The organism is Bradyrhizobium sp. SZCCHNRI1009, assembly GCF_032487575.1.
Lineage (GTDB): Bacteria > Pseudomonadota > Alphaproteobacteria > Rhizobiales > Xanthobacteraceae > Bradyrhizobium.
The window spans coordinates 50115-68349 of sequence record NZ_JAUEUL010000007.1 but is presented as its reverse complement, the minus strand read 5'-3'; the positions used below and the strand labels follow the sequence as shown (position 1 = coordinate 68349).

16 protein-coding genes and 1 pseudogene are annotated in these 18235 nt (G+C 59.7%); 10 read left to right on the top strand and 7 right to left on the bottom strand.

All coding sequences use genetic code 11. The features are described from left to right. The first annotated feature begins 135 nt into the window (after window positions 1-135). Entirely contained in the window at window positions 136-1383 is a 1248-nt protein-coding gene (locus QX010_RS14835; RefSeq protein ID WP_315800791.1) for a tyrosine-type recombinase/integrase, read from the top strand. Between the two features lie 379 nt (window positions 1384-1762). On the opposite strand, the gene QX010_RS14830 is transcribed toward QX010_RS14835, so the two are convergent. Both QX010_RS14830 and traA read right to left on the bottom strand, forming a co-directional pair. Next, the gene (locus QX010_RS14830; RefSeq protein WP_315715837.1) at window positions 1763-1978 is read right to left on the bottom strand and encodes an AlpA family transcriptional regulator; all 216 of its coding nucleotides are present in this window, start codon (window positions 1976-1978) and stop codon (window positions 1763-1765) included. A 128-nt stretch (window positions 1979-2106) separates the two neighbouring features. Continuing rightward, complete coding sequence (gene traA, locus QX010_RS14825; RefSeq protein ID WP_315800792.1) at window positions 2107-5118, bottom strand: Ti-type conjugative transfer relaxase TraA; 3012 nt, start codon at window positions 5116-5118, stop codon at window positions 2107-2109. A 169-nt stretch (window positions 5119-5287) separates the two neighbouring features. Between traA and QX010_RS14820 the strand changes: the two genes are divergently transcribed. Further along, entirely contained in the window at window positions 5288-5614 is a 327-nt protein-coding gene (locus tag QX010_RS14820; protein ID WP_315800928.1) for a conjugal transfer protein TraD, read from the top strand. Between the two features lies 1 nt (window position 5615). Next, window positions 5616-5909, top strand: a complete 294-nt coding sequence (locus QX010_RS14815) for a conjugal transfer protein TraD (RefSeq protein WP_315800793.1) — start codon at window positions 5616-5618, stop codon at window positions 5907-5909. 46 nt (window positions 5910-5955) lie between these two features. Here the strand turns inward: QX010_RS14815 and QX010_RS14810 are convergent, their stop codons facing one another. Next, window positions 5956-7362: an MFS transporter gene (locus tag QX010_RS14810; RefSeq protein ID WP_315800794.1), complete on the bottom strand. Its 1407-nt coding sequence runs from the start codon at window positions 7360-7362 to the stop codon at window positions 5956-5958. A 100-nt stretch (window positions 7363-7462) separates the two neighbouring features. Here QX010_RS14810 and QX010_RS14805 point away from each other — a divergent pair, with 100 nt between their 5' ends. Further along, a complete protein-coding gene (locus QX010_RS14805; protein WP_315800795.1) occupies window positions 7463-8413 on the top strand; it encodes a LysR substrate-binding domain-containing protein in 951 nt (316 codons plus the stop codon). Continuing rightward, window positions 8310-9803: a serine hydrolase gene (locus QX010_RS14800; protein WP_315800796.1), complete on the top strand. Its 1494-nt coding sequence runs from the start codon at window positions 8310-8312 to the stop codon at window positions 9801-9803. The genes QX010_RS14805 and QX010_RS14800 overlap by 104 nt, the downstream gene beginning before the upstream one ends. 168 nt (window positions 9804-9971) lie before the next feature. Here QX010_RS14800 and QX010_RS14795 read toward each other — a convergent pair whose 3' ends face one another. From QX010_RS14795 to QX010_RS14785, 3 genes are all read right to left on the bottom strand, one after another. Then, the gene (locus QX010_RS14795; RefSeq protein WP_315800797.1) at window positions 9972-10751 is read right to left on the bottom strand and encodes a class I SAM-dependent methyltransferase; all 780 of its coding nucleotides are present in this window, start codon (window positions 10749-10751) and stop codon (window positions 9972-9974) included. 215 nt (window positions 10752-10966) lie between these two features. Next, the gene (locus QX010_RS14790) at window positions 10967-11413 is read right to left on the bottom strand and encodes a hypothetical protein (protein ID WP_315800798.1); all 447 of its coding nucleotides are present in this window, start codon (window positions 11411-11413) and stop codon (window positions 10967-10969) included. Between the two features lie 302 nt (window positions 11414-11715). Then, a complete protein-coding gene (locus QX010_RS14785; protein ID WP_315800799.1) occupies window positions 11716-12102 on the bottom strand; it encodes a hypothetical protein in 387 nt (128 codons plus the stop codon). A gap of 567 nt (window positions 12103-12669) precedes the next feature. Here QX010_RS14785 and QX010_RS14780 point away from each other — a divergent pair. From QX010_RS14780 to QX010_RS14765, 4 genes and pseudogenes are all read left to right on the top strand, one after another. After that, complete coding sequence (locus QX010_RS14780; protein WP_315800800.1) at window positions 12670-13107, top strand: hypothetical protein; 438 nt, start codon at window positions 12670-12672, stop codon at window positions 13105-13107. A 316-nt stretch (window positions 13108-13423) separates the two neighbouring features. Beyond that, entirely contained in the window at window positions 13424-13954 is a 531-nt protein-coding gene (locus QX010_RS14775) for a hypothetical protein (protein ID WP_316180219.1), read from the top strand. A 210-nt stretch (window positions 13955-14164) separates the two neighbouring features. Further along, complete coding sequence (locus QX010_RS14770) at window positions 14165-14641, top strand: hypothetical protein (protein ID WP_315800802.1); 477 nt, start codon at window positions 14165-14167, stop codon at window positions 14639-14641. A gap of 120 nt (window positions 14642-14761) precedes the next feature. Continuing rightward, window positions 14762-16103: pseudogene (locus QX010_RS14765) on the top strand (transposase). Window positions 16104-16309: 206 nt separating this feature from the next. On the opposite strand, the gene QX010_RS14760 reads toward QX010_RS14765, so the two are convergent. Next, a complete protein-coding gene (locus QX010_RS14760) occupies window positions 16310-16837 on the bottom strand; it encodes a bifunctional transcriptional activator/DNA repair enzyme AdaA (protein ID WP_410051953.1) in 528 nt (175 codons plus the stop codon). A gap of 136 nt (window positions 16838-16973) precedes the next feature. Between QX010_RS14760 and QX010_RS14755 the strand changes: the two genes are divergently transcribed. Further along, complete coding sequence (locus QX010_RS14755) at window positions 16974-18203, top strand: MFS transporter (RefSeq protein ID WP_316180216.1); 1230 nt, start codon at window positions 16974-16976, stop codon at window positions 18201-18203. Window positions 18204-18235: the final 32 nt, after the last annotated feature.

Here is an 18235-nt window from a genome sequence, read left to right as displayed (position 1 = left end):
TGAAAACAAAACATTTTCGGTCATTCGTGGCCGTCACGGTTTGTTCTCGTTCGTTGACAGCCGATGAAATTGTTGGCCTCCTTGTTGGCCTTTCGGGCGATGTAGCTTTGAAAAGGCCAACAGTTGGTGCGTGGCATGGCGAGTGGAAAACTTACGGACGCTGCCGTTAGGAACGCCAAGGCTAGTGGGCGGCTAGTGAAGCTCTCGGACGGGGGCGGCCTGCAACTGTGGCTTACGCCAAGCGGTGGCAAACTCTGGAATTTCGCGTATCGGTTCGGCAGCAAGCAGAAGAAACTCGCCCTTGGCGAATACGGCAAGGCCCCGGCCGGTGTGCCACTGGAAGCTGCCAGAAGGCTAAGGGACGAAGCTGCGGGCCTCTTGCGGGACGGCATCGATCCCGCCATCCGGAAGCGCCAGGTGAAGGCGGCGCGCGCCGAGGCTCAGGCCAACACGTTCAGTGTTCTGGCCGATGAGCTGCTTGCCAAGAAGAAGCGGGAGGGCGTTGCGACTGCGACCGCTGGCAAGCTGGAATGGCTGCTCGGCCTGGCCAAGGCCGATCTGGGACCGCTGCCGATCGGCGACGTCTCCGCTGGTGAAGTCTTGCGGGTGCTGCAACCACTGGAAGCGGCCGGCAAGCTCGAAACGGCAAAGCGCCTGCGGGCGGTCATTGGTGCCGTATTTCGATATGCTGTCACGACCGCCCGTGCCAATGCGGACCCGACCCAAGCGCTGCGCGGCGCAATCGCAGCTCCAAGACCGAAGCACCGGGCGGCGATTATCGAGCCTGTCGCGTTCGGCGGCTTGCTGCGGGCGATTGACGGCTTTCAGGGCCAGCCAACGACGAAGGCCGCGCTGCAACTGATCGCCCTGCTAGCGCCGCGGCCGGGCGAGCTGCGCCACGCGACATGGGCTGAATTTGATCTGGACGCTGCCGTGTGGAACATCCCCGCCGAGCGGACGAAGATGCGCAGACCTCACCGCGTCCCGCTTCCAGCGCAGGCTACCGCCATTTTGCGGGACCTGCATCCGATCACAGGGCGAGGCGTGGCCGGGCTTGTCTTCCCGGGCCTGCGTTCGGTGACGCGGCCGATCAGCGAAAACACGCTGTGTGCGGCGCTGCGCCGTCTCGGCTATTCGAACGACGAGATGGTCGCTCACGGTTTCCGCTCGACCTTTTCGACCCTGGCCAACGAAAGCGGAAAGTGGAGCATCAACGCCATCGAGGCTGCGCTGGCGCATGTTGAGCCGAATGCTGTGCGCCGGGCCTACGTCCGCGGCGACTATTGGGATGAGCGTGTGAAACTGATGACGTGGTGGGCCGACTATCTCGATGCGCTGCGCCAGGGTGCGCGCATATTGCAATTCAAGGAAGCGTCAGCGTGAGCAGCGGTGGGCCTAGTGCGTTAAGATCGTGTGCGCGGATAGGAAGGCTATCCGATTATCCGGTCAGCACCTCCGGGTACGCATCGGTTGGGGTACGACACGAGTGAGCTTATGGCCGCCCTTTTGGTGAAGAACGGGACGCCGGCATTTCACCAAGAACGGATCAGAAAACGCGGAGTTGGCTGCGTGGAGAAGCCCCTCTGTCAGCGCAGGACAAGCCTGTTGCTATCAGCACAGAACTAGGACCGATTGACGGTCCAATCAGCAACGGGCCGAAGACGCGCCTCTCTAAGGAATAGGACAAGCTGCCGCCACGGCGGACGCGCGCGTAGTTGATCATGCGTTTCGAGGACAACGACGATTGACGTTCATCTTCTTGTCACCGGACTTCACCGAGCGCGCCCCTCGGTCGCCACGAGACAGGATCTGCGATCCACCGGTTGATTTCGGATTCATGCCAACCGCTGCCATTGGTGCTGATCTTGATCTGAACCGGGAATGTGCCCTCGGCGATCTTGCGGTAGATCGTGGACCGCGACAGCCCGGTCCTCGCGAGAACGGTTTTCAAACGGATGATGCGGTCCGCTTCGCGCATGGCCGGGCTGCCTCCTGCTGGCTGGTTCTGACGGCTGCTGAGAGAAGAGAGGCCACCGCCTGGCGGGCGTGCAATTGGGTTTTCGACTTGTCGGGGCGTGGCGCCCAAGCGGCGGCAGATAGGCCTAGTCAGCGTTCGAGGCCTCGGTCTTTTCCAAGGCCGATACCGTGGGCAAGGGCTAGCTCCTGGCCGAGCCGGCGGCCGGATTCGAACGCGATGCCGAGGTCGTTCTTGCGGCCGGCGAGGATGGATTCCAATTGCGGATCGCGTTCGAGGCTTTTGGCCATGTCGCCCATTGCCGAGCGCGCAGCCTTGTAGCCGGACATGTCGCCAGCTTGGTATAGGCGCTGACTGGTGTGGCCAAGCTTGTGCCAGCGCTCCACAAAGCGATCGGCGCGCCGGCTTGGATCGGTGCGAAGTTCGGTCTCGATCTGGAGCGCACGGATGGCGGGGCTGACCTGACCGGCCGCCGCCTTACGGGCGAGCTCCGGGTTGTTTCGGTAGGCGGCTTCGGCGTCATGCGAGCCATAAGGCCGCACCGCCTCGAAGGCATGGCGGGCCGTCTGTAGTTCTTTCACCTGCTCCGGACTTGCCTGCCTGCCTATCTCCCGCTCCGCGAAGATCGCATCCACGGCGCGGGCATGGCGCACGAGCGCCCGGGTCCGGACGCGACGTGCTTCCGCCTCGGGATCTTGCGCCACGTTCCTTGCCGGCACTTCGGGTTCACGCCGGTCGGTTGCCGTACCACTCCTTTCCCTTTCCGGCGACCCGGGCTCGGGCCGTTGTCCGCCATATCGGTCGGACACCTCCCCAGGAACGCGAAGGCCGTCGAACATGTCGCGCAGCTTCTCCGGCATGACCTTGCGTACGATCTCGGCCACGCGCTCGCGAAACGTGATCCCACGCCGCTCGGCGTAGCCCCGGATCGGATCGGCACGGTCGTAGTCGGAAGCCATGTCCTTGGCGCGATCGCGCGACAGGGTGCGGACCAGCCGAACCTCATTGGCAAAGTCGTCACGGCCATAGTGCAGGTCGACGCTGTCGCGATGCCGCGACAGCGCGACATAGCTGCTGTGGGCGTCCATGCCGGGCGTCGCCAGCACATGGACGCGGTCCACCGTCATGCCCTGCGCCTTGTGGATCGTCGCCGCATAGCCATGGTCGAGCCGATTGTAATCTTTGAGGTCGAAGCGCACGGATCGGCCATCGTCGGTCTGCACGGTCATGGATTTTGCGCTGACCTGCTCGATGGTTCCGAGCGTGCCGTTCTTGACGCCGAGCCCGCGCTCGTTCTGCAGGAACATGACCCGATCGCCGCCCGCAAAGTCTCTCGTGCCGCGCTCGACCGTCACCTCCACCTCGTCGCCGAGATTGCCCGCTGCCCGCATCCGCTCGCGCGCCGCCTCGTTCAGCGCATGGACCTCTTCGTTGGTATGGGTGAGGATGATTCGGCTCCGATTCGGCGAGGCCAGCCGGTCGCGGTCCCAACGCTCGATCAGATCCCCGCGAGCCTGCTCGCGGGTCTGGGCCTCGTGCACCAAGCCATGGGCGCGGTAAGCTCCGAGCGCATGATCCACCTTGCCGGTCGCTAGATCGCGCGTGGCACCGCGCTGCCAGTCCTCCCGCTGACGGCGCACTTCGCCGATCTCGGCGCCGCCGTGACGTTCATAAATCGACCGGAAGGCCGCTCCCGCTTCGATCGCCTGCAGCTGTTGCGGATCGCCGACGAGCACCACCTTGGCTCCAGCCTCGGCGGCATGGGACAGCACGCGCTCGAGCTGCCGCGTGCCGACCATCCCCGCCTCGTCGATGACAAGCACATTGCTCGATTTGAGCAGATCACGGCTCTGTCCCCAGCCGTGCTCCAGGCTGGCAATCGTGCGCGAAGCAATGCCCGATCCGCTTTGAAGGTTTTCCGCGGCAATGCCGGACAGCGCCACGCCCCGGACCTCGAAGCCAGCCGCTTCCCACGCCTCCCGTGCCACCCCCAGCATCGCGCTCTTTCCCGTCCCGGCATGGCCGACCACGACGCTGAGATCGCGTCCACCCGTGACGTGCGCCAAGGCGTCAACCTGCTCGGATGACAGCACCAGGCCGCGCGCTTCCGCACGCGCCAAAGCCGCCCTGCGCTCCGCATCTCGCACCTCGAGGCGCTCCCCTCCCGCCAACAATTCAGCGGCACGGTGCAGGCGCTGTTCCGTCTCGATCATTCCGCGGGTTGTGAACCGATCCTCGCCGCGGGCGTCCTTACCGAGTTCGATCAGATCGGGCGTTCCCTGTATCGCGCCCATGACCGCATTGAACTGGTCGAGCCCGTCACTGTGACGGTGCGCGAATTTTGCCAGGTCGCGGCGCGTGAAGGTCGATTGCTGCTGGGTGATCGCGTCCAGTCCAAGGGAGGGATCAGCGATGATCCGCGCGCCATTGTTGCGCGCGATCTCGCGGTGCATCTCGGCCCGGTCGGCCTCAGACTCGTCGCCCGCAATGCCTCGGATCTCAATCCGTTTGGCGGGCTCGCCGATCTGGCTTTGCGGCTCCAGCGCAATGCCCTGGACTTCCAGGCTGCGATGGTCGATCCGCGCGTCGATGTCGAGCTCGGCCAGCCGCTCGTTGACAAGCTCGGCCCAGCGTCTGCGCCAGCGCTCGACCATCTCCGTACGGTTCCAGTCCCGTACCTTATTGCCAAAGCCGCTCTCGTCGACCGAGCGCATGGTCACCATGACATGGGCATGAGGTTTCGGCAGTCCGTCCTCCGCCCTGTCCCAATGCACATTGAGATCGGCAATCATACCGAGACCCACGAACTCGCTCCGAACGAAATCGCGGGCTAGCTCGATGCTCTGCGCCTCACTCATCTCGCGCGGAAGCGCAAACTCCACCTCGCGGGCCAGCTGGGCATCTTTCCGGATTTCGTGCGCTTCGACGTCATTCCAAAGCCGCTCGCGGTCGCTCCATGCTGCCGGCACGTTCTCCGGCAGCATGACCTCGGAATGAACGACGCCGCGCTTGGCGGAGAAATCCTGATCGCGGCCGAGCCGCTCGTCACGCAGCCGCGAGCCGGAGCGGTAGGCCGCCGATGCTACCGCGCTGCTCCCGGCCTTTCGGCCAATGACCTTGACGTGAAGATGATAGATCGCCATCGCGACCAGATCACTGGCACAGCGAAGCGCACGTCGGAACGACGTATAAGCGCGCCCTCCTCGAAAAAATCTCGGGAGGGACTACCCCGTCTCAGCTCGTCCTGATGACCTTACAGCATTCTGCGGTGTGCTCGCCTATTATTTCTCCATCGAGCTCATGGAGACGATGATGCGCAAGCCACGAGACTTTGATACGGATCTGAAGGCACTCGAAGACAAAGCGCGCGGGCTGAAAACTCGAAAGGTGCGCCAGCTCGGCGAATTGGTCATCGCGACCAGAGCTGACACACTGACGGCTGAAGAACTGGCAGGCGCGCTGATCGTGCTGGCCGAGACGAAAGAGGCCGGAAAGAGGGAGGCATGGGCCAAGCGCGGGGCCGCGTTCTTTCAAAGTCGGTCGCGGCGAAATGCACCAGCAGCTGACCGCAACACGAACGGCGCTCCTGCGCAATCGGGCGGCGCGCAACCGGCATCAGGCCGCAAAAGCGCGACATGACATGCGCGCGTGGCAGGTCGAACGCCGCAAGCGCACGCGGCATCTCATCGAGCTGGGCGGCCTCGTGGTCAAGGCCGGTATCGTGGATCTGACTGGTGACGACCGTTCCACGATCTTGGGCGCGCTGCTTTGGATGGCTGACAGGCTTAAAAGCGGTGAGGGCGAACGGGCACGTGAGCTTTGGGCCGCGAAGGGAAAACAAGCGTTCGAAATGGACCCTGCAATGGACCCCCCACAGTTCGTAGAATGCGCAACAATCGCACGTTGGCCGATTGACGCTTTCGTAGCCCTCTAGATGAATTGCTCGATCCTAGTATCAACTGCAGAGTTCGTTCGCCGCTTTACTGCAGCTCCTTTGCGACAGGAGTTGAGAGCAAGGCAAACACAATTGCACCAAGCACAAGCGTGATCGCGCCGACGAGAAGAAACGCGGGCGGATACAGGTCGCTTCCGCCCGAATTCAGGACGGCTCCTATCAGTGCGATGCCGAAAGCAAAGCCTACCTGACGCATTGTGACACACATGGCGGCAGCAGTCGCCGCTCGATCGGCTGGAACGGAGGAAACCGAGAAGGCCGTGATCTGAGCGTTGAACAGTGCGCACCCCGCTCCGCCCAGGAGCAGCATCGCGCCCACGGCCCACGTCGCTACCGGGCTGGATAGATCCGTAGAAATGGCTCCCAAGAACAGTGCCGCGACTCCAACCACAGTCAGTCCTCCGCCGAAGTAGAACCGTGCCGGCATGGACTGCGACAAGCGCGCGCCCAGGCTAGGCAGCAGGAGCATTGGTATGGTGAGCGCGGTTAACACCAATCCGGAGCGACTTGCATCGAGCCCCATCGGCCCGCGCATCATCTGCGGCAGATGGACGAGCAAGGACCAGTAACCGATCGAACTTGCAATAGCGGTGATACATAGGGCAAGGAACGGAGCCGACGCAAACAGTCCGAAATCAAAGGCCGGCCGCGGGTGCCTGCGCTCTGCGACCCAGAACGCACAAGAAGCGAGCACGGTTGTAGCCAGTGCTATCCCACGAAATCCGCCTGATGAGAGGAGCGCGTACGCTGAGGAACCGACGACTAGCGCTAGCAGGTTCGGTCCGAGCCAATCCATTGGCGGTTGAGAGCCAATACGTTCCGATTCCGCCAGGGGCAAGGCGAAGACCACGAGCGCCATACAGAGCGGAAGATTGATCAAAAAGATCCACGGCCAGCCAGCATATGAGGCAATGATTGCTCCGAGCGGTGGTCCGACGACCATTGAGCCACCGATGACCGTACCCCAGATGCCGAAGGCCCAGGCGCGTCGCTTACCCGGATAAGCGGCCGCGAGTAGCGCCGCAGCCGCCGATGTGATCGCAGCGCCTGCGACGCCTTGCAGCACGCGCCACGCCAGCAGGCTCTCGAACGTGGTCGACGCCGCAGACAGTGCCGAGGAGAGAGCAAACAAGACGCCGCCGCCAATGAACACTCTTCGCCGGCCATGTCGGTCTGCAAACGGACCGGCAACCGGAAGCGCGAAGATGAGAGCGAGGCTGTAGATGTCGATGATCCAGGCCTGGTCTTGCACCGGGACCCCTACGCTGCTGGCAATGTCCGGTAGCGCAGCGGCTAGACCCGTGAGATCGACCTGGAACAGGAATCCGCCGACACTCACCGCGAGAAGCGCAAACCGCGGTAATCGTGAAGAAGGACCGTTATCTGGGATTGTCGGATCGTCAGCCAGCGCAATTTCGAGATGTTCTGCCATCGCCTTAGGCTGGCGGAAGAACGGCTTGGCAGCGAATGAAGCATTCTCAAAATCTCATGAAACTGTATCATGTGGTTCTCATTGATCACTTCTTGCTCCGATGGTCCGTCGCCTTCCGCCTTTTGCTCCATTGGTCGCGTTCGACGCCGTCGCGCGCCACCGCTCATTCACTCGCGCGGCTGAAGAACTTGGCGTGACCCAGAGCGCGGTCAGTCATCGAATTCGGCAGCTCGAGACATTTTACGGGACGACTCTGCTGCGCAGACTCAATCCCGGGGTCGAGCTGAGCGCCGAAGGAAGTCTGCTGCGAGCCGAAGTTGCGATGTTGCTCGACACCATGGCCGGACTGGAGCCTCGTCTGCGCCGCCGCGCCAGCCGCCGAACCGTCAGATTGGGTTCAGGCCCGGCGTTCGCCGCGTGGTGGCTCGTCAGGCGACTTCCATCGTTTCAGTCGGAGCATCCCGACATCGATGTCGAGTTCGAGCCAATCCAAGCGGAGCAGGAGGCGGCGAATTCAGTCGATCTTCGTATCGTCTGGACGTCGCTTGCCGAAGCACGGCCCAGTTCGACCCAAGCGCCATTGTTTCAGGAGCGCGTGGTTCCGGTGTGCGCGCCTCGTGTGCTGCCTGAAGGCAAGCCGCTGGCGAATCCGGCCGGTCTGATTGAGCTTCCGCTGATCCGGAAGGGGAGCGATCCGGCCGGTGAGTGGAGTTGGGAATTCTGGTTCAAGACACTTGGCGTGAACCAGGCTGTCTCGCGCGGGCCGGTTCTGCGTGATATCGGGCTTTGCCTCACCTCTGCCGTAGAAGGCGGCGGGGTCGCGCTTGGCCGCTCGCTTCTGATCGCTGACGCAGTCGCCGATGGCCGCCTCGTACCGGCGTTGTTGGCGACGCCTCACGTGTCCTCGAGCAAAGTCCACGTGGCACGTTGGCGTCCAGAACTCACTGGTGATCGAGCTATCCGGACTTTGGTCAATTGGCTTTCTCGAGAAACATCGGTTACGGCAACTGCCCCTCGGCTCGGACAAGATGCGCAGAACGCAGACCTATGAATTGCTCCGCAACTACGGTGCACCCAATCGAAATGGCGCACCACGGCCGATGAAGATGGGCACTACTGCTTCGCTATACCCCTATGATGCAGCGGCCGCCAAAGCGATCCGGCCGGATAACCAGCGACGGACTACGATCTTGCGCTACGCCTCATGGGCGGCTGTCTTCCCGATTCCGCTGGTGGTCCGGTTACACCTCGATAGCGGCCATTTCGATCAATCGCAGGATCGACGTGATGGGCCAATTCCGGATGAGGCGCGTCGTCGCGTTGGCTCGAAGCCACAATTCTGCCGTCAATCATTTCGTGTATGGCGTGCTTCAAACAACTTCGTGCGACGTCCATCTCTCCGACCATCTCCGGAATCCCAAAACGAGGCCATCGTCATGCGATTCTTGGCAATGTTTACCGTCGCCATGCTGCTCTGTGTGGCTGCAGCAAGTGCCGAGCCGGGTGTCGATTGGGATATCCTCGATCCCCGCGAAGCGGCACGGGTGGCACCCATTCAGGATGCGGTCCAGGATTACGCTCGGAAATACAGGCCGACAGCGATTGTGGTTGTGCAAGACGACCGCTTGGTTGCGACGTCGGGGGACATTGCGCGCAAGGTCAATGTTCACTCTGTTCGAAAGAGCTTGCTGAGTGCTCTTTTCGGGATCGCCATCGAGCGCGGCCAAATAGATATTGGGAAAACGCTCGAGCAACTGGGCGTAGATGATAATGCGCCATCTCTGACGCCAGACGAGAAACAGGCAACTGTCCACCAACTGCTCATGGCTCGGTCTGGAATCTATCATCCGGCTGCTTACGAGACGCGGGAGCAGAAAGTCGCGCGGCCGCCGCGTGGCGCTCACCCGCCCGGGACGTTCTGGTATTACAACAACTGGGACTTCAATGCGCTTGGCGCAATCTACACGAAGGCGACGGGCTCGAATGTCTTTGAGAGCTTCGCTAAGTTGATCGCCGGTCCTATTGGGATGCAGGATTTCACTCCCTATAGTGGAATGTCCATTGGAGATAGCTCCTCTCTTTACCGCGCCTACGTATTTAGCATGAGCGCACGCGATCTTGCGCGTTTCGGCTTGCTGTTTCTCAACCAAGGTCGATGGAACGGAACAACTGTGATTTCGACGCGGTGGGTTGCTGAATCCACGAAAGCTTATTCGGAAACAGATCGAAAAGGCCGGGAGTACGGCTACTTGTGGTGGGTTCTCGACGAAGGGGTATATGGGAGAGACGCAATTCTAGCCTCCGGTTACGGGGGACAATTGATAGCTGTCGTGCCAGAGAAGCGTCTGGTCGTCGCTCAGGTGGTCGAATTGGACCAAGGCCGGACGGGGATTCATACGACAGATTTCCTGGATCTCGTCCGAGACGTCATGCTCCACTGATTGATGCGATGCGACCCAACCGTCCGCTCAGGGTCAAAAGCTGCCTTCTGATCGTCTGACGGCTCGCTTCCGGTTAAACCGCGAAAGCGGACATTCTCAATGCCGCTCTGGATCGTCCGTAGGGGGCAGAACCGGAAGTGAACGCGACAAATGGGCTAACGCGAAGGGCTATTTGTCGCCATCAATACGGTGAGCAATGTAGAGATGCGTTTCATAATCGATGTCGAGGCCGCCTCCTTGATCGTCGATTGCCTTTGCAATTTCATCGAGCAGGTCTTCACGCGTCTCTGCCGCGAGTAACCGAACGTCCGACCGCGTGCTCAGAAACTCGGTGTAGCTGGACGCCGTGTGCTGCCATTTCCACAGATAGCACCTGTGTTCAACGGGCCCGAACAACTGCGACTGGTCAAACCAGTCCTTAAGCGGCCCGTTCGGTAGGTACCAAGCTTCGGGCGGCGCCCCCCACGAGCCCGTGTGACGTAGCCAAATTTGCTTAAACCGTTCCAGTAAATGTGAGGATAGTCCGACAGGCACGTGCCCGAAGACGGCTAGTGTTCCGTTAGTCGAAAGCAGTTGGGCGGCTTTTACGAACCGCACTTCCGGGGATACCCAGTGCCACGCCTGTGCCGCAAAGATTAGAGCGAACACCGAACTTCCAACTGGCCACGCCTCGAAAGTAGCCTCGGCTAGTTTCACGTTGGCAAAACTCGCCAAAGTCTCGCGCGCGTAGCGGATCATTTCCGATCCGGGATCAATGGCGACGATCTGCAAACCCCGCTTCGCAAAGCTTTTTGTTGCTTGACCCGTTCCACAGCCAATTTCAAGAACGGCATCGGTTGGCTCTAGGTTTGCAAATGACATGACATCGTCAATCAGAGCCTCAGGGTAATCGGGTCGTGAGGCCCTGTATACGTTCGCGACTTGATCGAATGTGAAACGCTGCTCCATCGTTTGCCCCCTTTTGGCGGTTAGGGAACATAACCTGAGCGGCGTCTGCCCGTCCAACAGCCCACTTCCACTTCGGGTCAAAAAGCCGGCGGTCGGTGCCCGGCCCCCTTATTCCGGTCGAGGCCCGGAAGCCGACATCACCGGCGGGACCGAAGGTCCGGGACGGGCCAGCAGCGGAAGTAAACGCGACAAAAGCGAAGGGCCACTTGTCGCCGTCACCTCTTTGGCAGCGCGTCGATAGCCGCTGCAAACGAATCAGCAGATTGCAGAAGCCTGATGGCCCGTGCCGCCGGTGCCTTATCGGAGTCATATTGATAGCGACTCCTGATCGCGCCGATCAGCGTTTTCTTAAACTCGGACAGCGGCAGCCTCGCTTCATTGGCCAGCACCGGAATCGCAAAAATCGAACGCAGCAACCATGGTCCGATGGCTCTGATGCCGCCGAACGGGCGAACACGAATAAAGTCTAGAACATCGAACGACCGGCCGTCGGCGTCTACTAAGTGCCATTCGCCAGCGCGGGCGCGTTGGGCCGTCTCCTCGAACATCGAGCGGGGATGTGCACAGAGTTCGAGTGGCGTCGCAGCCAGATAGATGTAGTCCTCTCGCCAACAAAGCACGGGATACGAGATGTCGGGCAGATCGGCCGTCGTTTGACTCATTGGTCGCCGCAAAGTGCCAAATTGCTTGTATTCCAGGAGGCCACGATGCCTCGGTACTCTCCCTCAACGGGTTAGCATACGTTGACTGAAGCTTTGCAACCCCAAAATGACAGCGGTGCGAACGAAGGTCCGGTTTAGGTCAAAGCCGGTCCTTTTGCCCCTGGACGGCTTGCTTCCGGTCGGCCTCCGGGAGCAGACGTCACCGTCCCGACTGAAAAGGTCCGCGAGGGGCCAACAAGCGACGTCGCCGTAAGAGTGTTTTCCAGCAGTACAAAGAAGCGCGACAACAGGCGTTCCGCTCTCTAATGCTTTGGGCGGCCAACTTGCTGGCGGAGACTCTTCAGCTGTTCTTCCAACAATGCTTCCGCAACAGCCCGAGCTTTCGGATCATTATCAATTAGGTTGAGATGGAGCTCCGCTCTCTGAGCGACACGTTCCCATACATGGCTCACGCGATCGAAAGGTGGGTCGATCCGTCTCAGCATCATCTCAGATTGGCAATCATCCAGGTCTTGCGACTTGAATTCACCTGAACCGTTCGCCCAAAGGTTCATCGTCAGCACCCAGAAGTTCACCAAATCGGTGTCGGGTAACAGCTGGAACCGTCTTCCTCGAGCAGTATAATTTTGGACCTTTTGGAGGCGCTCATGCTTCAGCAGAGCTTCCAACTCATCCCGCCGGTCAATCACTAAGCATTCCTCAATGCATTAAGTCGGTATCAATATGCCTGATCTGTTAACCAGTTACCGTATCTGCGTCAAAATGTCTACCCAAGATTGCGCCGTTTTGCCGCACTCTTGATATTGACGTGCAAAATACGTCAGGGGGCATGCGGTCGGTCTAGGCGGGCGGACTGTCCGTTGCGGGCCAAAAAACGGAAAGTCTCATGCCGAGCAATTCTCTTCGGCACAATCTCAAATAACCGACGTGGCAAAGCCCTGACGGCCTTGCTCTGCCGTGCCATGGACTGTCCTCAGAAATGGGGTGGCGCTATGGCCGGTGTACCCCAGATAACAGGCGACTTGCCGCGGGGCCGTAAGTTGGCAGCCATGCGCCAAGAAAGGCGATCTGCCCAACCAGGATCTCATGAGCTAGGTCGCCCTGCTTGGTGGAGAAGATCACGATGAGCTGGGAAGCGGTTAAGGTGGTCACAATGTTCTGGCCACCGGCGGGTAGCTGGAGCACTGGTGGAACAACTCTTGATTTGGTCCAATGATCATGTCTCCGCATTGATAGTGATCATCTAAGAGATGTTCATGAGTGTGACTTCATCGTTATACTTTCTGCGCGTGTCGGGCGCATTGAGCAGGATTGCCGTCTTGCTTTGTCTGAGCGGCGCGTTTTTGCACGATGCCGTGGCCAAAGATCTGACGGCGAACAGCGTTCAAGGTTGTTGGACGTTGAACGTTGACGACAGACCAACGGGCGCGCGGGGCAGAAAGTGGCTGGTCAAGATCTGCTTGCTTGAAGGCGGAGAGCTTTCAGGCTTCGTCCTGGAGCCCACTGGAGAAGCGGAGTCCATCGATGGTGTCTGGAAAATGACAGATCGTGGTATCGAACTGGATGAAGAGCCGTGCACCATCGCATTGGAAGGCGATGGCCGGAAAATGATCCTGTCGTCCTGCCGTTATTCTGGCCGCTGGGACCTCTCATGCCGCAATCCCATCGACCCGTTCAAGTGCCTCAACGAATAGGCCCGGATAGCTGCAGCTTCCAATATCGCGAATGTTTTCGATCAGGCCGTAGTGGCGAGGTCGGCTCAGGGTCAAAGACTGAAATTCTCATGCCGAGCAAATCTCTTCTGCACAACCTCGAATAACCGACATGGCATGGCCCTGACGGCTCTCTCTGCCATGGGTTGTCCTTCCGAAACGGGTTGGCGCCACGGTCGGTGTATCCCAGATAACTGCCGACTTGCCGCAGTGCCGCAAGTCGGCAGCCATGGGTCATCAGCGGACCTTCTCGGTATTGCTTGGCTCTGATAGAGTTATCGGATTTTGGGGGCTCCAAATGTTGATCCAAAACTATGGCCTACTATGGAGAAGGGATGATGTCTTCTGGGGCAAGCCGAAAGTTGCAGGTCACTTGAAGGGTTATCCTGCACGTTCAGCATTCCACGTTGTTGATTTCAGGGAACAGCAAGGTGTCTATTGTCTCTACGACGACAATTTCAAATTGGTCTACGTCTGCCAAGCCGGAGCTAATGATAACCAAAGGCTATTTCTCCGCTTAAGACAGCATAAGGTCGATGCACTCGCGGATAGATGGACGCGCTTTTCTTGGTACGGAATGCGTTGGGTTACGAACACGCACAGGCTTGCAAAAGAAGTTTTGCGTACGCAGACAAAACCGGCCGATATTCTGAACCATGTCGAGGCGATCTTGATCAGTGCCGCTGAGCCACCCCACAACAGGCAAGGTGGGCGCTTCGGCGATGAAGTTGTGCAATACCTTCAGTATCGTGATGAAGAGCAAGTTGGCCCGGACCAATTCCACATGATCCGTGAGATTTGGAAGATGCACGTCAAAGATGCTAGTTAGAGTTCGGAGCTTCTTCTGCTAAGGGTCACAAGCAGCCTATCGGTCCTCGGATGCAGATTTCCGGCCCTACCCCGAGAAGGGGCATCATCGGCGCCATCGGGAAGGTCCGGAACGGGCCACAAGCCGACCTGGGCTTTCAAAGGGAGCCGTGCAATCATCCAGATGATCCGGGCATCAGAGGGGAACGAAGGCATGAGGATAGTGGCCCGCTTGGCGGCTTATTTTGCCGCGAGCGCAACGTCATCAGCGGTCTTCACCGTTTGGATGGCCTGTCGCGACTCCCGCGATCCGGCAGGAAAAGGGCTGAACCTCATTGAAGTTGGGAGCGAGACCTTGCAGGTTTGGCCCTATGTCTTTGCGTTGGCGCTTTTGCTGATGTTCTTGCCTTGGTGCTTGATCACGGGGATGTCGCGATGGCTGCCTTTTGGAGGACCAGTCTACAGCGCCAGCGGTTCGGCTCTCGCAACGATCCTCGCTTGGGGTTGCTTGGGAGGCCTATTCCCCGCGCGCGGTCATCCAAGCTTCACGGAAGGCTTCGCGCTGGCCCTAGAGGCAAACGGACTCCCAGTTCTGATTTCTGGCGCGATCGGAGGCTTGATCTATTGGCTGGTCCGCGAACGCGCCGAACACCTCAAGAATACGATGCGATCCGTCGAGCATATTGGGGCTGATGCAAAGGTCCATTGAGTACTATCAGTCCGCATCTGACCGGGATGTCTGCTCAGGGTCGATTCCGTTGAAAAAGTCGGCAGTTGCGACGCAGAGAGATCGATGATTCAGTCTGTCTAATTGGCAGGACTGAAGGTCATGATGGGGAATCGGCAAGTCGAACAGGCTGCGTTGTTCTATGAGTTCTCCCTAGAAAAGCACGTTCCAGCCGACCACCTCCTGCGGTCGATCGATAGGCTCGTCGACCTCGAGGACCTGCGACGGGAATTGGCACCGTTCTACAGCAACATCGGGCGGCCCTCGATAGATCCGGAGCTGATGATCAGGATGCTCCTGATCGGCTACTGCTTCGGCATCCGATCGGAACGGCGCCTCTGTGACGAAGTCCACCTCAATCTGGCATACCGCTGGTTTTGCCGGCTGGGTCTGGATGGAGCTGTGCCCGATCACTCGACGTTCTCGAAGAACAGGCACGGCCGCTTCCGTGAGAGCGATCTCTTCCGCCGCGTGTTCGAGACCGTCTTGCGTCGCTGTATCCGGGAGCGCCTGGTTGGCGGCGAAGGGTTCGCGGTCGACGCGAGCCTGATCAAGGCGGATGCCAATCGGCAGAAGGGAATCGAAGGCGATAAGGGGTTTCCGCCGGAGGCCACGGGCCGAGCAATTGACGAGTACCTTGCTGCTCTTGATGATGCCGCGTTCGGTGCCGCGACGGAGGTCACGCCCAAGTTTGTATCGCCCTCCGATCCGGCGGCGCGCTGGACGGGAGCGCATGGCGACCCAAGCCTTCTTCGCCTACTCGACGAACTATCTGGTCGACGTCGAGAACGCGATCATCGTCGATGTCGAGGCGACCACGGCGGTTCGCCAGGCAGAAGTGTTGGCCGCCAGGCGCATGATTAAGCGTTCACTCGAAAGGTTCGATCTTTATCCAAGCCGGCTTCTCGGCGACAGCGCCTATGGCTCCGCTGAGATGCTCGGGTGGTTGGTCTACGAGCACGGGATCAAGCCGCACGTGACCGTCTTCGACAAGTCGGCCCGCACTGACGGGACCTTCTCGCGTGAGGCCTTCACTTACGACCATGCTGGGGACGTCTATCGCTACCCCGGTGGCAAAACCCTCACCACCACAGGAACGCTGGTGAACGACGACAAGACGATCCTCTACCGCGCGAGCAAGCATGACTGTCAAGCATGCTCTCTGAAAAGCAGGTGTAGCCCGAACACCCCAGCCCGGAAAGCGCCACGCTCGATCTATGAGGGCGCTCGCGACATGGCACGCGAGATCGCAAGCTCATGGGAGGGCCGCACTTCACGGCGGCTCCGCAAGAAGATCGAGATGCTGTTCGCGCATCTCAAGCGCATTCTCAAGCTCGATCTGCTACGACTAAGAGGGCCGAACGGCGCGCGTGACGAGTTCACGCTTGCTGCAGCCGCTCAGAATCTTCGTAAAATGGCCAAGCTGATCCCGATGCCCGCGTGACTCCCCCACCAAGCCAACGCGTCCTCGGAACAGCTGGCGTTCACGATGAAACTACCGCCGACTTTTTCAACGGAATCGGTCAAAAGCCACCTTCCGGTCGGCCAGTAACTTACGTCCGGTTGTATCCAGCAGTAGGCGTTCCAGGCGCCGGCCCGAAGGTCCCAGATGGGACAACATCAGACGTCGGGCGGGTTCGTATTAACGGATCAAGCCTTCGCCCGCCGGATCGAAGTCGGTGGACGCTTGTATACCTCAGCAAACACACTGTTGAAACGCCGTAGGCTGCAGAACCCTGATCTAAGTGCGACCTCGGTCATCGGAAGCTTCGTCTCGTCCAAAAGACGCTTTGCTCGTTGAACACGCCCCGTTCGCGCGACTTGGGCGGGACTTGCGCCGACATATTTTTTGAATAGGCGTGATAGATGCCGCGGTCCGATGCCGAGACGTTCTGCGAGTGTTTGGATGTTCGCATCGTCTAGTGCACCACTGCTAATCAGACGTAGGGCGCGCTCAACTGTCGTCCGTGAGCCCTTCCAGGCTGGAGAGAACGGTGCCGTTTCGGGGCGGCATCTGAGGCATGGTCGAAATCCCTCCTGCTCAGCTGCAGCTGCCGAAAGATAAAACGTCACGTTTTCGGCCTTGGCAGGGCGCACCGGGCACACCGGCCTGCAATAGATCCTCGTGGTTCGGACGCCTGAGAAGAACAGGCCGTCATAGCTCTTGTCGCGACTCACTCGGGCACGTTCGCATACAACGGGATCAAGCCTCCCGATGTCCGTTAAAGCCGACGACGGAGTCCGATTCCGGCGAGCCACAACACGCTCCAATTGCTACGACGCCATCAACCTATCAGCATGAGTGAGCGAGACAATGGGTGACGAGCAGCATTTCGTTGGTTGGTCGGTGGCATGGGCTGCCTTTACCTTGGCGGTGCTCGCTTGGGGCATCGGCTTCTATGGTCCTTCGGTCTTTCTTCCGACTCTGCACTCCTCGCGCGGATGGTCCATCTCGGAAATCTCAGCTGCCATTACCTTTCATTTCGTGCTGAGTGCGCTCCTGGTCGCGTATTTGCCCGACATTCATCGCAGAATTGGGATTGCCGGGACGACACTGGGCGGTGCTCTTCTGATGGCCATCGGGTTGATCGGATGGTCCAGATCGTGGGAGCCGTGGCAACTCTTCTTAGCGGCCATTCCGAGTGCGGGAGGTTGGGCCGCTACAAGTGGTGCTGCCCTAAACGCCATTGTCGCCAGATGGTTCGAGCGCGATCGCCCGAAGGCGATGAGTCTGGCGTTCAATGGCGCAAGTGTCGGGGGGGGTCTGTTCGTGCCTTTGTGGCTCTTCTTGATCGATTGGCTCGGCTTTCAAACCGCGGCGCTGGCCGTGTCCATTGTTGCCCTCGGCGTTATGGGTTGGATTTCTATTCGATATTTCAGGCTGTCCCCCACCAGCCTTGGTCTCTCTCCCGATGGCAACGGAGTGCCTACGGTTGTCGCGAAACCGACAACGAGACTATCTCATTCTAGCATTATTCGTATGCCGGGATTCCTCACGCTTTCGGCGGCGTTTGCGCTTGGCTTGTTTGCGCAGATCGGCCTTCTGTCACACTTGGTCTCCCGCCTCACTCCCGATGTTGGTGCGACAACTGCGGGCCTGCTTCTCAGTCTAGCGACCGCATGTGCAGTAATCGGACGGACTCTGACGGGATGGTGGATCGGAGATCACGACCGGCGGATCGCCGCAGCCATTAACTTCGCGGTTCAGACCGTAGGAGTTCTGCTGCTCATCTTCGGCAACGGATGGATCGTACTGACATTTGGCTGCGTCATCTTCGGATTTGGCATCGGGAATCTTACGACTTTGCCGCCATTGATCGCGCAGAAGGAGTTCGATCGTAAGGATGTGGTGGCGGTGGTTGCGCTGATCGTTGCCATCAATCAGGCAGTATTTGCGTTCGCGCCAGCCATTGTTGGTGCTCTCCGCGATGCGACTTCGGGTTATGGAACGGCGTTCGGGATTGTCGCTTGCATCCAGCTTTTGGCTGCGATGGTTGTGCTCCTTGGGCGTAAGGCCGTGGTCCCGCCGGCGAGGTCAGCTTAGGGTCATTCGCGTCGGCATTGCCTTGTCCGCCT

Bases quoted from the DNA above. Each gene is read 5' to 3' on its own strand.
- QX010_RS14835 (WP_315800791.1), top strand. From the start codon at position 136: ATGGCGAGTGGAAAACTTACGGACGCTGCCGTTAGGAACGCCAAGGCT.
- QX010_RS14830 (WP_315715837.1), bottom strand. From the start codon at position 1,978: ATGCGCGAAGCGGACCGCATCATCCGTTTGAAAACCGTTCTCGCGAGG.
- traA (WP_315800792.1), bottom strand. From the start codon at position 5,118: ATGGCGATCTATCATCTTCACGTCAAGGTCATTGGCCGAAAGGCCGGG.
- QX010_RS14820 (WP_315800928.1), top strand. From the start codon at position 5,288: ATGCGCAAGCCACGAGACTTTGATACGGATCTGAAGGCACTCGAAGAC.
- QX010_RS14815 (WP_315800793.1), top strand. From the start codon at position 5,616: ATGCGCGCGTGGCAGGTCGAACGCCGCAAGCGCACGCGGCATCTCATC.
- QX010_RS14810 (WP_315800794.1), bottom strand. From the start codon at position 7,362: ATGGCAGAACATCTCGAAATTGCGCTGGCTGACGATCCGACAATCCCA.
- QX010_RS14805 (WP_315800795.1), top strand. From the start codon at position 7,463: ATGGTCCGTCGCCTTCCGCCTTTTGCTCCATTGGTCGCGTTCGACGCC.
- QX010_RS14795 (WP_315800797.1), bottom strand. From the start codon at position 10,751: ATGGAGCAGCGTTTCACATTCGATCAAGTCGCGAACGTATACAGGGCC.
- QX010_RS14790 (WP_315800798.1), bottom strand. From the start codon at position 11,413: ATGAGTCAAACGACGGCCGATCTGCCCGACATCTCGTATCCCGTGCTT.
- QX010_RS14780 (WP_315800800.1), top strand. From the start codon at position 12,670: ATGAGTGTGACTTCATCGTTATACTTTCTGCGCGTGTCGGGCGCATTG.
- QX010_RS14775 (WP_316180219.1), top strand. From the start codon at position 13,424: ATGTTGATCCAAAACTATGGCCTACTATGGAGAAGGGATGATGTCTTC.
- QX010_RS14755 (WP_316180216.1), top strand. From the start codon at position 16,974: ATGGGTGACGAGCAGCATTTCGTTGGTTGGTCGGTGGCATGGGCTGCC.